The following is a 15497-nucleotide window of genomic DNA, read 5'->3' as shown; positions in this document are numbered from 1 at the left end:
CTATGAATATACATGCATTATTAATTAATCGATTTAGTGAAGCTTTAGAAACAATGGGTGTTGAAAACGCACCTATTCCAGTATCGCGCAGTGTTCGTCCTGAATTTGGTGAATATCAATTCAATGGCGCAATGGCGTTGGCGAAACAACTTAGACAAAAGCCTCGCGATATTGCAGAAAAGATTGTTGAGATTGTAAAACTTGACGATGTAGCCAGTAAACTAGAAGTGGCTGGCCCTGGTTTTATCAATGTCCATTTGAACAACGAGTGGCTGGCAAATCAGTGTGAGCTAGCGCTACACGACCCACGTATTGGTGTAGCAAAATCGCCAGAGCAAACCGTAGTGGTCGATTACTCTTCTCCAAACCTAGCCAAAGAAATGCACGTAGGGCACTTACGTACCACCATTATTGGTGACGCTGTAGTTAAAGTGTTGGAGTTTTTAGGTCATAAAGTCATTCGCCAAAATCACATGGGTGATTGGGGGACGCAGTTTGGTATGTTGTTGGCGCATTTGTCAGACAAACTGGAACAAGAAGTGGCTGAAACGGCGTTATCCGATTTAGAAGACTTTTACCGTGAAGCCAAAGTGCGTTTTGATGACGAAGAAGGCTTTGCCGATCGTGCCCGAGAATACGTGGTTAAGCTTCAAGGCGGTGATGAAAAGTGCCTGAGCTTATGGGAAAAATTCATTGATGTGTCTATTGCACACTCTGAAGACGTTTATAAGAAATTAAACGTAAGCTTAACCCGTGCTGATATTATGGGTGAGTCTGCCTATAACCACGATTTAGCTAACGTGATAAGCGAGTTAAAAGAAAAAGGTATAGCAGTAGAAGATCAAGGCGCTCAAGTAGTATTTATTCCTGAGTTGGCCGACAAAGAAGGCAATCCTGCGGTTTATATTGTACAAAAATCCGGTGGCGGATATTTATATGCCACCACAGACTTGGCCGCCATGCGCTATCGTAGTGGTACGTTAAACGCCGACAGAACGCTTATTCTTACTGATGCTCGCCAAGCGCTACATTTCAAGCAAACCGAAATAGTAGGTCGTAAAGCGGGATTCATGGAAGAGGCACAAACCTATGAACACTGCCCATTTGGCATGATGTTAGGCAGTGATGGTAAGCCGTTTAAAACCCGTACCGGCGGTACGGTTAAACTGGTTGAATTATTAGATGAAGCAGTAGAACGTGCAGGTAAATTGATTGCCGAACGTGACAACGACTTATCAGAAGATGAATTAGCCGAAGTTGCCCGTAAAGTAGGTATCGGCGCAGTAAAATATGCCGATTTAAGTAAAAACCGTACCACTGACTATATGTTTAACTGGGACACCATGTTGAGCTTCGAAGGTAATACTGCCCCGTATTTGCAATACGCTTACACGCGGGTTAAAAGCTTATTCAGAAAAGCAGGTGTTGCTATTGAAACCATGCCAGTAGATATCAATATTGTTGAAAAACAAGAGCATGCTTTGTCGGTACTGTTATTGCAGTTTGAAGAGGTGGTAGGCTTGGTATCACGTGATGCCACGCCACATGTGTTGTGTACATACTTGTACGAACTAGCTAGCGCCTTCATGAGCTTCTACGAAGCCTGCCCAATGTTAAAAGACGGCATCGATTTGAAAGTAAGAGACAGTCGTCTTGCTTTATCAGCGCTAGTTGCCAATACGTTAAGCCAAGGGTTGAACTTGCTTGGTATCGAAACATTGGAAAAAATGTAATTCAGATAGCGTAAGCGATATCGGCTGAATATTTGCGAATGCACATATTCAGCATGCAATACCTATGTTTTTACTTAAAAAAGCTGACACTCGTGTCGGCTTTTTTATGCCTCGTTGTCGAGAAGCTGTGGTGTAGGAGATTTCCACTCGGTTTTAGTGGACCAATGTGCTATCCATTCAGGCATATCAGTGGCGGGCATAGGCCGAGCTATACCGTACCCTTGTGCTAGCTCGCAGCCTAAATTTAATAACGATGTGCCATGGGCAATAGTTTCCACCCCTTCAGCAATAACACTGCGATTAAATGATTTGGCTAGGGCGATAACCCCCACTACAATAGTTCTATCTTCAGGATCGATTAACATATCACGCACAAAGGTTTGGTCTACCTTGATGACCTTTGCCGGCAATCGTCTTAAGTAAGTGAGAGAGGAATAACCGGTTCCAAAGTCATCAATGGCAAACGTGACCCCTAGTTTTACGCAATCATCCATAATTTCCGCGACTTTTTTAATATCGCCTAGCTTACTGGTTTCTAATACTTCTAACTGAAACGCTTCAGGGGGAACATTGGGAACTTTAGCCAACAGACGAGATAAGCGAATAGGAAAGTTTCTTTGCTGAATCTGCAACGCAGAAATATTCACACTAATGGGAATATGAACCCCTAATTCCTTCCAGCGACTAAATTGCTGCAATGATTCTTCGATAACCCATTCACCAATGTCTATACTGAGCTGGTGATTTTCAATAAAAGGTAAAAAAGCTGCAGGGGAAAGTATGCCGTCAACAGGATGTTTCCAACGAATAAGGGCCTCTGCGCCAATAATTTCTCCAGTGCGCATATTCACTTTCGGTTGATAGTAAAGCACGAACTCTCTGTTGTGTAAGGCTGTTGTTATACTCTGGAGTATTTCATGACGTGCTTTTATGGCGTCCTCAGACTCTATATCAAATAGGTGATAGCAATTTTTACCTTTCTGTTTTGCCACATACATCGCTTGGTCAGCGTGGCGGATAAGCTGGTCGGCATCGGTGTTGTCTGCAGGGTAAAGCGTTACCCCGATACTGGCAGATACTTTAAGTTGATGCTCACCAATTTTTACCGGTTCAGATGCGACTCTGAGCATATTCTTAACGATGGCAGCAAAATCTTGAACTTGCTTTAGGTTGGCCAATACCGCAACAAACTCGTCACCTCCAAAGCGTGAAATAGTGTCAGTTTCTCGCAATGTTCCTTTTAAGCGGTGAGCCAAAATGACAAGTAGTTCATCACCTACACTATGGCCGAAGTTATCATTTATTTCTTTGAAACCATCTAAATCGAGTAGGGCGACTGCCACAAACCCCCTGTCAGATTTACACTGGGCCAGTGTTTTATCTAGTCTCTCAGCAAGCAATGAGCGGTTAGGCAAATTAGTTAACACGTCATAATGCGCCATATGCTCTAATTTATATTGCTGTTCTTTGGCTTCAGAAATATCGCTAAATATAGCGATGTAATTCTTAACATTACCTTCATCATCATTAACCGCGCTAATGGTTAAAAGTTGAGCGTAAACTTCATGATTTTTACGTTTATTCCAAATTTCTCCCGCCCAATAGCCTTTGCTTATAATAGATGCCCATAGGTGACGGTAGAACTCAGGAGACTGCTTTCCAGATTTAAACATATTGGGCTTTTTGCCTAACACTTCGTTTCGCTCATAGCCTGTTATATCAACGAAGGTTTCGTTCACATCTATAATATTGGCGTCGCTATCTGTGATGAATATGCCTTCTCTTGCGTGAGAAAACACACTTGCTGATAATTTTAGTTTTTCTTCTAGATGCTTGTTCTTAGTTATGTCCTGAACTAACGAGGTTACGCTTATCACATTGCCAGCTAGGTCAAGAATAGGAGTGCTATACCATTCGCAGATTATTGGGTGACGTAGTTTAGTAACGTTTTTATTTATTTTTCGCTTTGGCGCCTTTTTCTTAAGCAGTTGAGCGAATCCGTTGTCTATTTCCGTTTGAAGTTCAGGGGGGATAATGAGCTCCGAGGCATGTTTACCAATCGCTTCTTCTTTTTTATAGCCAAAAATAAATTCTGCCGATTTATTCCAATCGGTACAGATAAGCTGAGGATCCCAGGCTATGCACCCTAAAGGCGTATTTTCGATATGACTTGCTAATATATTTTTACTTTCCAGCAAGGAAGCTTGGCTATCGATGAGTCGTTTTTCTGCCTCAAGCCGTGTTTTTGCCATCGAAGTGAAGCGTTGCTGTAGTTTAACCAACTCAACACTACCATGCATCGGCGCGTCGCTTACCTCTTTGCCCTCAGCAAGAGCTTTAGTAGATTGAAGTAAAGTGCGTATTGGTTTCAGTACATTTCTTCGCACCCCCCATACTGAGACACCTACAAGTAGCATGACTATCGCGGTCAAAATTCCCGCCGTTTTAATCAATCGTTTATTAATGGCTTCAAGGGTTTGTTTAAGAGGAATGCCCACCGTGATATTGATTTGCTTGCCATCTTCAAATAATGGGCGTTTTACATAAACCCGTTGATAGGGGGCATTGCTAACAAAGGCGCTGGAATTAGTTGCAGTATTGGAACTATCTATTGCAGCGCTGGAGGTGTTTAATGGGGTCCCTAAGAGGCTATTGTTCGTTGGATATGCGGCAACAATTTTATTCTCGCTATCGGTAATGTAAGCCACGGTATTATCAGGTAAATGGGACTCAGAGAGTGCTTCACTCCACCATTCTAGTGAGATAACCGCTACCACTAACGCCACCACAGAATCGTTTGTAGTGTTCATTACCGGATAGGCAAAATTCACACTGGTAAGGTTAGTTGCTCGGTCTATTTGAAATTCACCTATCGAAAATTCACGAGTAGCTAGCGCCTCTTGAATGTAAGCGCGATCGAAGACATTTACGGGGGTTTTTATGGGGTGGGCGTTACACAGTAGTTCGCCATCTGCCCGTGGTACGCCGAGGTTAATATAGTTACTATTTACCTTAAGTACATCGGCAAGAAATGCACTGCATGCTTGGGAGTTTGGATTTTTAACCGCATCGAAGCTGGCAAGGTTTTGCAGAAAAATACGTGTTTTATCAATAAGCGCAGATTGGAATTTTGAAGTGGCTTGGGCGGTATTAACCGATTGGCTTATGGCAGCTTCTACAGCGCGCTCTCTTTCAACGTATGAGTCGTAAAAAACACCAATCAACCCTGGTAGGGCAACCATAATGATGAGAAGAATTATTCTCGACTGCAGTGTTTGAAAAAGATACGCCATGTAATTTTTTATAAATCCATTTTACGAAGGTGACTACGAAAAATGTAAGATTTATCGTAGTGTATAAACATAGCAAACCGTGCGTTATCTTTGGTTGTATTGCAAGCGCACTGGCAACTGGGGTAAGTATAGTAATAATACTATAAAAGCGTTAACTATGATTAACGTGTTGCTTTAACTAAATTTTATTGAATGCGTCACGACTTGTTTACTAATAGAGTAGGGAACTATTTTACAGTAACGTTTAATTAATAGGCCCGCCCTTCGCATTTTTATGTTCAATAATGTAGTAATGTATCCGCAACGGCACGTTAAATTTGTAATGACACCAATACAGGAATTTATATTATGACGAAGCTACTTGCTTTTGCTGGAAGCACACGGAACGGCTCTTTTAATCAAGCGATACTCACGGTTGCAGCTGAAGGAGCTCGGGAGTCGGGCGCCAAAGTAACTGTGGTTAATCTAGCCGATTATCCAATGCCTCTGTTTAATGAAGATGAAGAGAAAGTGTCTGGCGTGCCAGAAAATGCAAGAGCCTTCAAGCAGCTGTTAACTGAACATGATGGTTTCTTAATTGCTTCTCCAGAGTACAATTCGAGTTATCCTGCACTACTTAAAAATGCCATAGATTGGGCTACTCGCATGGAAGAAGGTGATAAACCCATGCAGGCTTTTAAAGGCAAGACGGCAGGGATTATGGCTGCATCTGCCGGCGGTTTGGGCGGAATGAGAGTATTAGTGGTTTTACGCATGCTATTGGCAAACATAGGCGTTACGGTGTTACCAGCACAACTTGCTGTAGCCAAAGTGAATACCTTAATGGATAACAATGGCGTAGTAACCGACGAGAAAACCATCAAACAACTTAAAAACTTGGGTAAACAAACCGCTGAATTAACGATGAAAATGACCGCACAGGTTCTATAAGGTAGGGCTAGTGCTCAGGCGAGGGGGCGACAAATCGTCGCCTCTATTTTTTCTCAATCTAGCCTTTTGTAATTTAGTCTTGCTCTACTTCATTAATAAACCACTTGATCACATTACCTATTGCAAAGTTAGCATATTGGTCTGAACAAATCTGATATCCCCGAGTTTCAGATTTTAATCGCGGCCCTAACTCAACAAGTTTACCATCTTCTATAAAAGGGTTTATTAACCCTTCCCATCCTAAACAGAGACCATGCCCGCCAATTGCCGCTTCAACAATAAGGGGGTAATTGTTGTAACGAAATAAAATTGGACTAGAAGAAGGCTTCACATTTAACGCTTGTGCCCAGCGTTGCCAATTTAACCACCTAGAATCATCTACATCTTTATGCAGTAGAGGAAGGTTTCTAAGGTCACTAAGCATTTGGCCGGCCTTTAAACCATGATTAATAGCGAAATCCGGAGAGCAAACCGGGAAAACCACTTCGGGAATTAACATCTTTTCAAACTGGTATTTACCAATTTTTGATGAGAAGTGAAATAATATATCTGCATGTGCAGTGGTGAGGTCGCTTAAGCTATTCGTGGGTTGGATTTCAAAAAGATAAACAGGAAAGGCTTGTTGTAAACGTTGTAGCCTAGGCATTATCCAGTGAAACGCAAAGCCAAAATAGGCACTAATAGATATCTTTGTTTTTGTATCGCGAAAATCTTTACGAGCATTATCAGTAGCACGCAGAATAGATGATGTAGAGCCTCTTAACTCGTTGTAATACTTAAGCCCTTCAACGGTAGGGGTAACGGGTTTCTTACTACGGTCAATTAAAATACCACCTACCACATCTTCCAGGGCGCGAATTCTTTGGGATACCAATGGCTGTGTAATACCAAGATCTTCCGCTGCTAATGTCATAGAGCCATGTCTTACCGTTGCTTCAAAACACAATAAGCCGTTAAGGGTAGGTAACTCAGATTCTTTCATTATTACTAATTTGCATGTTAGCTATAAGGCTTTGCTACTGTAATATAAACCACGATTACTTGATACTTCTCTTATTGATTTTTAAGGGAGATTCTCGTGCAGCAAATAGACTATGTTATCAACGAAGCGAATGCTTCCGTGTCAGCGATTGTAAATGGACAACACTATCCTTTACCCGCATTGTGGCTTCGAGAGCGTTGCCAAGATTCTGAAAATCTTGATAAAACCACCAAACAGCGCTTTTTTGACCCACATCAGCTAGATGAAAATGTGTCGCTGACCAAGGTAGAAAAGAAGCACAATACCCTAGCTAACCTTACGTTTAGTGACGGGTATTCAGGTGAGTACGATTTGAATGAGTTCGCTGCCGACTTCGATGTTTGGGACGGTGCGCCTAACGATATAGCGTGGAAAAGCGATGTAGACAAGTCATTGTTTCATATTGATTTAGCTACATTGAAATCACAAGAGGGTTTAATTAAAGGAATAGAAATATTTTTAACCTACGGCGTATTAATTGTTGATAACGTGCCTACTGAATCCGACGCGGTATTAGAAGTAGCAAATTTATTTGGGCATGTAAGGGAAACTAACTTTGGTAAGTACTTCGAGGTATTTACCCGTCCAAATTCGAACGATCTTGCCTATCGCTCTGTGCCGTTAGGGCCGCATACTGACAACCCTTACCGTAACCCCATGCCGGGTATTCAACTTCTGCATTGTTTAGAAAATCAGACTACCGAAGGATTGTCGACGTTGGTCGATAGCTTGTCAGTTTTAGAACAGCTGAAAAAGGAAGATCCGGAAGGTTTCGCCCTGCTTTGCAAGGTACCTGTTCGTTACCGTTATTACGACAACGATGTTGATTTGATAGAAAGACGTACCATGATTGAGTCTGACCCTAGTGGCAGAATTACGGGTATCGCATACAGCCCTCGCTTGGACTATTTGCCGTTGTTACAAGATGAAGACATGATTATATTTCATCGAGCCCGTAAACGTTTGGGGCAGTTGTTATGTTCGCCTGAATACGAATGGCGCTTCAGATTAGAGCCGGGGCAATTGCAGATGTTCCACAACACCCGCGTATTACATGGGCGCACCGGGTTCGACCCGAGCGAGGGGCGACGTCACCTGCAAGGCGCTTATATTGATATTGATGCGCCGAAAGGCCGTTACAATGCGCTTAAAAGAAAGCAAAGCTCTATTCGCATCCAGGATGAACTCGAAGCAGAAAATACGAACGGTGAGTTTAAAATAGTTAATAGCAAAGCTACAGCAGAAACAGCAGAAATGAGAGGTTAAGAAATGGAAACTGTTCAATTTCGCCAAATGAAAGACGGAACAAAAGAAGAGTATTTGTTTCTTACCAAACATGAAGATGAATACGCGAAAGGCTTGCCCGATAGAATATTGGAAGCGCTTAAAAATTTAGAGAACACCTTATCGGGTTATCAGGTTTCACGGCTTGGACACTCACTACAATCAGCAACTCGTGCTGAAGCCGATGGTGCCGATGAGGAAATGATAGTCGCGGCACTTATCCATGATCTTGGTGATGACTTAGCGCCGCACAATCACTCACAATACGCGGCTTCAATTTTGCGCCCCTACGTACGCCCCGAAGTAACTTGGATTATCAACCAGCATGGGTTATTTCAAAACGTGTACTACGCCCACTTTTTAGGGGGCGATCCGAATGAGCGCGACTATTTAAAAGATCACCCTTGGTATCAAGCTTGTGTGGATTTTTGTGAAAAGTGGGATCAGTCGTCATTCGACCCTGATTACCCAACTAAACCACTCTCACACTTTGAGCCCTTAGTCAGAAAGATATTCTCTAGAACGGCTTTCGATCCTCAGTATGTAGGTGAACAAACCATGGGGAAAAGTGCAGTAGATATCGCTATGTCGGGGACGAGTGAGTAAATGGTGTAAGCCTTGTAAATGTTAGGTAAAGGCATAAGTGGTTCTGTTCTTGTGTTGGTCTATACCCCCATATAACTAAGTGCACGGCATAGTCGCCGTACTCTTAATTTGTTGGGAGTAATACTTTATGAAACTACTTATGAAATTACGCTTAATACCCATTATTTGCTCAATCACTTTGCTAAGCGCGTGTGCGGTGCCGCTGCATGGAGGTGGTGCTCGTGGCGGCTTTCACGGTGGAAATGCCGCACTAAGTATCGGCGCTGGCATTGCGGCAGGGGTTGCTGTCGCCGTGCTTGCATCTCCGCGATATGAGCCGGGGCATAGGGTGAAGCACTTACCTAAAGACGCTGCCTTTATCCGCCATCGAGGCATAGACTATCGATATAGAAATGGTGTGTATTATCGCAAAATGGGGGGCGATTTTACGGTAGTGCTTCCACCCCCTGGTGTCATCATTCACACCCTGCCTGACCACCCTGATACTATTTTTGTCGATGGGGAAACTTACTATGTCGTAGAGGGGGTGTACTACAAGCGCATAGATGGTGAGTATATCGTAGTGAAGGCTCCTGTTGAGTGGCCGCGAGCAGAAACCAACGAGTATGAAGCAGGCAAGCGCTATGATGTCCTTCCCGAAGATGCGCAGCCAGTAAAAGTACATGGCACTCAATACTTTTTGTACGGTGGTTTATATTTTCTTCCCCAATCATCTGAAGGGAAAGTTAGCTATCTAGCGGTAAGATTGAACTAGGGTTGTGAGGGCACCAATTTTTCATATTGCTATTTTATTCATAGACATGACACACTGAAAAACTACGCTTGTTTATGAATGGAACGTGAGTTCATGCTACAAAAAATTATTACGTTTTCTTCCAGTATTTTGCTGTCGATACTGGCTATTTTATTGTGCTTTGGTGTGTTAGATGCATTATGGCTAGGTTGGATAGCCCGAGATTGGTATACCACTGAAATGGCGACCTTACTGCGGGAAAACTATATTACCTGGCCTTGGGTGGTGTTCTATTTAATGTATGGTTTTGTCGTCTTTGTATTAGCCGTAGTGGCGAACAGAGATAAACCACTTTACTACGCAGGTATTGATGGAGCGCTGCTTGGGCTCGCCAGTTATGGTGCTTATAACCTAACCAACTACAGTATTGTTGAAGGCTTTACGCTGTTTATAACCGTGGTGGATTGGGCGTGGGGCACCTTCTTAACCAGCGCAAGCGCAATGGCTGGCTGGGTAGGTTTTCAAAAAGCGAGAAAGCCAGACAGCATCTGAACTGATCGTTCGAAAAAATAGTTAGCTTTTAAAAAGAGGGTTTACGACATTTTAAAAGCGTAGCGAGCAGGTTCATTGCTGGCTACTAACTCATGAATTACGCGCGGCAAGCAAGCGCAATTCTTTTGAGATATACATTCTGTTGGTTTGCATGTAAATCCATAGTTTGGTCGCAATTTGTGCCTGAAAGCTCAGTATTAATAATACCCCCCAGAATACTTGCTCATTCTGGTGAACCGTAAAAAACTGATAGCCAGTGTAAAAAAGAGCAATAGAAAATAGTACACCTAAGCCGTAAGCTGCTTTCATCATCCAGCCCATGTTGCTACTGAAACCTAGTTTAAGGTAACCGCCTAAACTTTTGTTTTCACTCATTAATGAGTCAAGTTCTTCTGATTGCTTATTAAGATCTTGTTTTAGCTTTTGTTCAAAGTTCATAGTTAGATTCCTCGTATATAGAAGTGCGAAGCGTTTCTCTTGCGCGTGATAACCGTGATTTAACGGTTCCTTCTGGAACATCCAGCGCAAGCGCGGTTTCCTGAACTGAAAGCCCATTTAAGTAATGAAGCTCTACTACGTCAGCTTCAGATGCAGGCAAGCCTGCTAGTATTGGCATAAGCTGGCCCATGTCCAAAGCTTGGTCTGCTACTTGAGAGTCGCTAGCGTCTTCATGAGCGCTATTTGCTAATATTTTATTTTTACTGCTTTTCACCGAGTCAGAAATTTCCCACTTCAGTGCTTTGAATAACCAGCTTCTAAACAGGGTGATATCGTCAAGCGTTTTAATTCTCTTACTGATTTTTAACCACACATTTTGTACAAGATCTTCGGCTAACATATTGTCGTTAACCCGCACAAACGCAAAGCGCTTCATAGGTATGAAAAAGTGCGTGTAGAGCATATTAAATGCATGGTCATCACCATGCTTTGCTTGCAGTGCGAGCAGGTTAATCATGTCTAAAGTTAACGCTGTAGATTTGCTCATAAATACCGCAAAATTAATTCAATAAGTCCTTTCAATAAGGCCCTCAAAAAATCCAGTAGGGCACGTAATACATCACTTGAAAAAGTACAGAGTCCATGTCGTATGGTAGCCGTTTTCTTACTAATACTGTTACTAATCTTGGCGCGGCTTTTGGGGCTATTATTGTAACGATAAGTATTGATTTTGTTGTTAGTATGGCAGCACAGTTTCATTCGATGTCACTATAACAGTGTGTATTAATTATTAAAGACGACAAATACACTCACTAGGTTCGTACACTTTTAACTTTTTATTCTAGATTTTGCCTTTGTCCTAACCATGCTCTTCATCTTATAGGACTCTGGAATTTGTTTTTTTAGATATGACACCCATTATCGGGTTAATGAAATTCTTACCAAGTCGCTAAATAAACCTGTTCAGGCGACTGTTTTATTTCTCAAAGCCCCTATCAAATTTCGTCCAAATTCGGTACTATCCGCGGTCTTATTTTACAGTTGATAAGCGGACTATGTTTGAAGTAAACCCCGTTACCAATGCGATAAAAGATATCCGCGAGCGCACCGACGCGCTTAGGGGGTATCTTTGACTTTGATGCGAAGTCAGAGCGCTTAGAAGAAGTTAACCGAGAGCTTGAAAGCTCCGAGGTTTGGAACGAGCCGGAACGCGCACAAGCGTTAGGCAAAGAAAAGGTGGCCTTAGAGCTGGTTGTAGAAACGATTCACAACCTTGAGCAGGGCACCGAAGACGTTGAAGGTTTGCTTGAACTCGCCGTCGAAGCAGAAGATGAAGAAACTTTCGATGAGGCCAACAAAGAACTAGAAGGCCTGCTGGAGCAACTTGAAAAGCTTGAGTTTCGCCGTATGTTTTCCCAGCCTAACGATGCCAACGATTGTTATATTGATATTCAATCTGGCTCTGGCGGTACAGAAGCGCAAGACTGGGCGAATATGCTCCTTCGCATGTACCTTCGTTGGGGTGAAGCCCACGGCTTTAAGACCGAACTTATTGAAGTGTCTGATGGCGACGTAGCGGGTATTAAAAGTGCTACCTTGCGTATTGCGGGTGAGTACGCTTTTGGTTGGTTACGTACCGAAACGGGTGTGCATCGCTTAGTGCGTAAGTCACCATTTGACTCAGGTAACCGCCGTCATACGTCATTTTCATCAGCGTTTGTTTACCCTGAAGTGGATGACGATATCGATATTGATATAGACCCTTCAGATTTACGTATTGATACTTACCGCGCATCTGGCGCGGGTGGTCAACACGTAAACAGAACAGATTCCGCGGTGCGTATTACCCATGAACCTACAGGTATTGTAGTGCAGTGCCAAAACGACCGCTCGCAGCATAAAAACAAAGATCAGGCGATGAAGCAGCTGAAAGCTAAACTCTACGAGTATGAGCTTCAAAAGCAAAACGCCGAGAAACAAGCGATGGAAGACAGCAAGTCAGATATCGGGTGGGGAAGTCAAATTCGTTCATACGTACTAGACGACTCTCGCATTAAAGATTTGCGTACAGGCGTGGAAACACGCAACACTCAGGCCGTGCTAGATGGTGGCCTGGATAAATTTATCGAAGCCAGCCTTAAATCAGGGCTGTAATCCGAACAACGAAAGTGAATAGGTTATGACTGACCAACAAACCGACGAAAACAAATTAATTGCTGAGCGCCGAGCAAAACTAAGCGCAATTCGTGAGCAGTGCCGTGCAAATGGCTTCCCAAACAGCTTCCGTCGTGAAAACTATGCTGACGAACTTCAAGGCAAGTTCGGTGAATTAGATAAAGAAACCTTGCAAGAGCAGGGTAACAAAGTAAGCATTGCTGGCCGTATTATGGCTAAGCGTGGCCCGTTTATGTTGCTTCAAGACATGACTGGTCGCATTCAAGCTTACGCAGACAAAGACACCCAAAAAGCCCTTAAAGCGCAGTACGGTGCGTTAGATATTGGTGACATTATTGGTGTTGCTGGTGTTTTGCATAAGTCGGGTAAAGGCGACTTATATGTGAACACGGAAAAGTATGCATTGCTAACAAAAGCGCTGCGCCCTCTACCAGAAAAGTTCCATGGCCTAAGCGACCAAGAAACCAAATATCGTCAGCGTTACGTTGACCTTATTACCAGCGAACAAACGCGCAAAACCTTTATGATCAGAAGTAAGATTGTAAATGGTATTCGTAACTACCTTACTCAGCGCGACTTCCTTGAAGTAGAAACGCCTATGCTGCAGGTGATCCCAGGTGGTGCAACTGCGAAGCCGTTTGTTACACACCATAATGCGTTAGACATTGATATGTACTTGCGTATTGCCCCAGAGCTTTACTTGAAGCGTTTGGTAGTAGGTGGTTTCGAGCGCGTGTTCGAAATTAACCGTAACTTCCGTAACGAAGGGCTTTCAACACGTCATAACCCAGAGTTCACCATGTTGGAATTTTATCAGGCCTATGCTGATTTCAACGACCTGATGAACCTAACAGAAGACATGTTGCGTACTCTTGCCGAAGATATTTTAGGTTCTAGTGTTATTACTAACACCACTAAAGATACCGACGGAAACGTGGTTTCAGAAGTACAGTATGACTTTGGTAAGCCGTTTGAGCGCTTAAGCATGGGCAACGCCATTTTGAAATACTGGCCAGAAGCTAATGAAGCCGCTATTCGCGACCCAGAAGCGAACCTTGATGCACTTAAAGCCATGGCGAAACAGTTGCATATTAAAGAGCCTGAAGTTGATGGTATTTGGGGTGCTGGTAAATACTTATGTGAAATCTTCGAAGCCACTGCGGAAGAGAAACTTGAACAGCCAACGTTTATTACCGAATATCCGTGGGAAGTATCGCCACTTGCTCGTCGTAACGATGAAAACCCATTCATTACCGACAGGTTTGAATTCTTCGTTGGCGGCCGTGAGCTAGCAAACGGTTTCAGCGAGTTAAATGACTCTGAAGATCAAGCTAAGCGTTTCTCTAAACAAGTTGAAGAGAAAGATGCAGGTGATGATGAAGCGATGCACTACGACGAAGATTATATTCGTGCGTTAGAGTATGGTTTGCCGCCTACGGCCGGTGAAGGTATTGGTATTGACCGTTTGGCAATGTTATTTACTGACAGCCCAACGATTAAAGACGTGATTTTATTCCCGCATATGAAACCTGAAGTGTCGAAAGGCGCCGAAGAAGAATAAGCTGCGCAAATAACGTTATGCGTTAGTTACTTTATATAAAGTAGCGTTATAAAATACTGCGTTATAAATTATAAAAACAGCTTACAGCGCTTATGTTAAACGCGCAGTGATTTGTTTTGTAAGAAGGGTATTGAGGGGAACTTCAATACCCTTTTTTTGTGCCATGCTAACAATGTAACCATTAATAGCTTCAATTTCGGTTTGCCTTTGGTTCTTCACATCTTGATGCATACTGGAGTAATTGCTGCCGGTAAGGCCAGCAACTTTAATTACCTGCTGTTCAATTTCAATAGCATCAAAAGACTGCCCACATGCGTTTGCCACTTGAGCAAACTCTTCACAAAGTATTTTACGTTCTTTCGCAAACAGATCACCAGCAATATGGCTATTGGTTATATTATTCAGCGCAGTTAGCGGGTTTATCACCACGTTAATAGCAAGCTTGGCCCACAACGCTTTCATGATGTCAGTTTGATAACGCACTGGTGGAAGTAGCGCATGTAAAGTGTGACACACACTTTTCGCCCACTCAGGCATAGTGAGTTGTTTGTGTGAAACCAAATGGGGAGCAATACCAATTTGGGTGTTGCCCACACCGGTGTAAATAACCTGAGTTGACGTGCGCTTCATTGCCCCATGGCTGGTGGTAGCAAGCAGCAATGGTTGCTGGGCTGGCAATATAGATTTTGCTATTTCATACCCACCCATACCATTGTGTAGAAGCACAACAGGGGTACGCTTATCGATAAGTGGCAGCCATTGAGTAAGCGCGGTTTTCAAGTGGTGCACTTTTAATGGCAATACCAACATATCGCTAGGCGAAAGATGTGGCTTGTTACTGTTGATTTGCCTAATGGGGTATTCGGTGCCGTCAGTCCATTCTACAAAATAGGGTGTGGGTGTCTCAGTTTTAGCGGGCTCAAATTCAGGTTTCTCTATACTCGCTTTGTTAACTTGAAACACTGGGTTTCTTGGGTAAAGCCCGTAAGGTAAGCCTTGTTTTTCTGCAGCCCCAGCAAGTAAAGAACCAATAGCGCCACTGCCCGCAATGTGGATTTTTTTTATTTCGAGCTGCTCAGCCTTAAATTTGCCTTGTGCCTGCGACTTGCTCTCACCCAATAGGTTTTCTGTTCCTTTCGCACCTTGCTTGGCTTTTTGACCTTTCATAAGC

At 43.1% G+C, this 15497-nt stretch carries 13 protein-coding genes; 8 read left to right on the top strand and 5 right to left on the bottom strand.

Features of this window, described 5'->3' with window-relative positions; translation table 11 throughout:
- Window positions 1-2: 2 nt before the first annotated feature.
- Entirely contained in the window at window positions 3-1733 is a 1731-nt protein-coding gene (gene argS / locus AAC006_RS02025) for an arginine--tRNA ligase (RefSeq protein WP_126871931.1), read from the top strand.
- Window positions 1734-1837: 104 nt separating this feature from the next.
- On the opposite strand, the gene AAC006_RS02020 is transcribed toward argS, so the two are convergent.
- A complete protein-coding gene (locus AAC006_RS02020) occupies window positions 1838-5026 on the bottom strand; it encodes an EAL domain-containing protein (protein WP_126871930.1) in 3189 nt (1062 codons plus the stop codon).
- Window positions 5027-5374: 348 nt separating this feature from the next.
- On the opposite strand from AAC006_RS02020, the gene AAC006_RS02015 reads away from it, so the two are divergent.
- Complete coding sequence (locus tag AAC006_RS02015; protein ID WP_126871929.1) at window positions 5375-5956, top strand: NAD(P)H-dependent oxidoreductase; 582 nt, start codon at window positions 5375-5377, stop codon at window positions 5954-5956.
- A 73-nt stretch (window positions 5957-6029) separates the two neighbouring features.
- Here AAC006_RS02015 and AAC006_RS02010 read toward each other — a convergent pair whose 3' ends face one another.
- Window positions 6030-6938, bottom strand: coding sequence for a LysR family transcriptional regulator (locus tag AAC006_RS02010; RefSeq protein WP_126871928.1), 909 nt, complete (start codon window positions 6936-6938; stop codon window positions 6030-6032).
- Between the two features lie 96 nt (window positions 6939-7034).
- Here AAC006_RS02010 and AAC006_RS02005 point away from each other — a divergent pair, with 96 nt between their 5' ends.
- From AAC006_RS02005 to AAC006_RS01990, 4 genes are all read left to right on the top strand, one after another.
- Entirely contained in the window at window positions 7035-8243 is a 1209-nt protein-coding gene (locus tag AAC006_RS02005; RefSeq protein WP_013785009.1) for a TauD/TfdA family dioxygenase, read from the top strand.
- A gap of 3 nt (window positions 8244-8246) precedes the next feature.
- Complete coding sequence (locus tag AAC006_RS02000) at window positions 8247-8867, top strand: HD domain-containing protein (RefSeq protein ID WP_013785008.1); 621 nt, start codon at window positions 8247-8249, stop codon at window positions 8865-8867.
- Between the two features lie 127 nt (window positions 8868-8994).
- Window positions 8995-9621, top strand: a complete 627-nt coding sequence (locus AAC006_RS01995; RefSeq protein ID WP_013785007.1) for a DUF6515 family protein — start codon at window positions 8995-8997, stop codon at window positions 9619-9621.
- Window positions 9622-9714: 93 nt separating this feature from the next.
- Window positions 9715-10152: a DUF2177 family protein gene (locus tag AAC006_RS01990; RefSeq protein WP_013785006.1), complete on the top strand. Its 438-nt coding sequence runs from the start codon at window positions 9715-9717 to the stop codon at window positions 10150-10152.
- Between the two features lie 90 nt (window positions 10153-10242).
- Here AAC006_RS01990 and AAC006_RS01985 read toward each other — a convergent pair whose 3' ends face one another.
- Together AAC006_RS01985 and AAC006_RS01980 are read right to left on the bottom strand one after the other, a co-directional pair.
- Entirely contained in the window at window positions 10243-10590 is a 348-nt protein-coding gene (locus tag AAC006_RS01985) for a DUF6768 family protein (RefSeq protein WP_013785005.1), read from the bottom strand.
- Entirely contained in the window at window positions 10580-11137 is a 558-nt protein-coding gene (locus AAC006_RS01980; RefSeq protein ID WP_208804314.1) for a sigma-70 family RNA polymerase sigma factor, read from the bottom strand. The genes AAC006_RS01985 and AAC006_RS01980 overlap by 11 nt, the downstream gene beginning before the upstream one ends.
- A 508-nt stretch (window positions 11138-11645) precedes the next feature.
- Here AAC006_RS01980 and prfB point away from each other — a divergent pair.
- Together prfB and lysS are read left to right on the top strand one after the other, a co-directional pair.
- Window positions 11646-12744, top strand: a protein-coding gene (gene prfB, locus AAC006_RS01975; protein ID WP_126871927.1) for a peptide chain release factor 2 whose coding sequence is annotated in 2 segments (ribosomal slippage) — window positions 11646-11720 and window positions 11722-12744 — 1098 coding nt in all. Because the reading frame shifts where the segments join, the coding sequence is not laid out codon by codon here.
- A 25-nt stretch (window positions 12745-12769) separates the two neighbouring features.
- On the top strand, window positions 12770-14326 hold the full coding sequence (lysS, locus tag AAC006_RS01970) for a lysine--tRNA ligase (RefSeq protein WP_208804316.1): 1557 nt from the start codon (window positions 12770-12772) through the stop codon (window positions 14324-14326).
- A 90-nt stretch (window positions 14327-14416) separates the two neighbouring features.
- Here lysS and AAC006_RS01965 read toward each other — a convergent pair whose 3' ends face one another.
- Entirely contained in the window at window positions 14417-15493 is a 1077-nt protein-coding gene (locus AAC006_RS01965) for a 2-dehydropantoate 2-reductase (RefSeq protein WP_244360028.1), read from the bottom strand.
- Window positions 15494-15497: the final 4 nt, after the last annotated feature.

This window comes from uncultured Alteromonas sp. (assembly GCF_963976965.1).
Lineage (GTDB): Bacteria > Pseudomonadota > Gammaproteobacteria > Enterobacterales > Alteromonadaceae > Alteromonas > Alteromonas naphthalenivorans.
The sequence above is the reverse complement of the archived record's forward strand: the minus strand, read 5'-3'. Positions and strand labels throughout refer to the sequence as shown.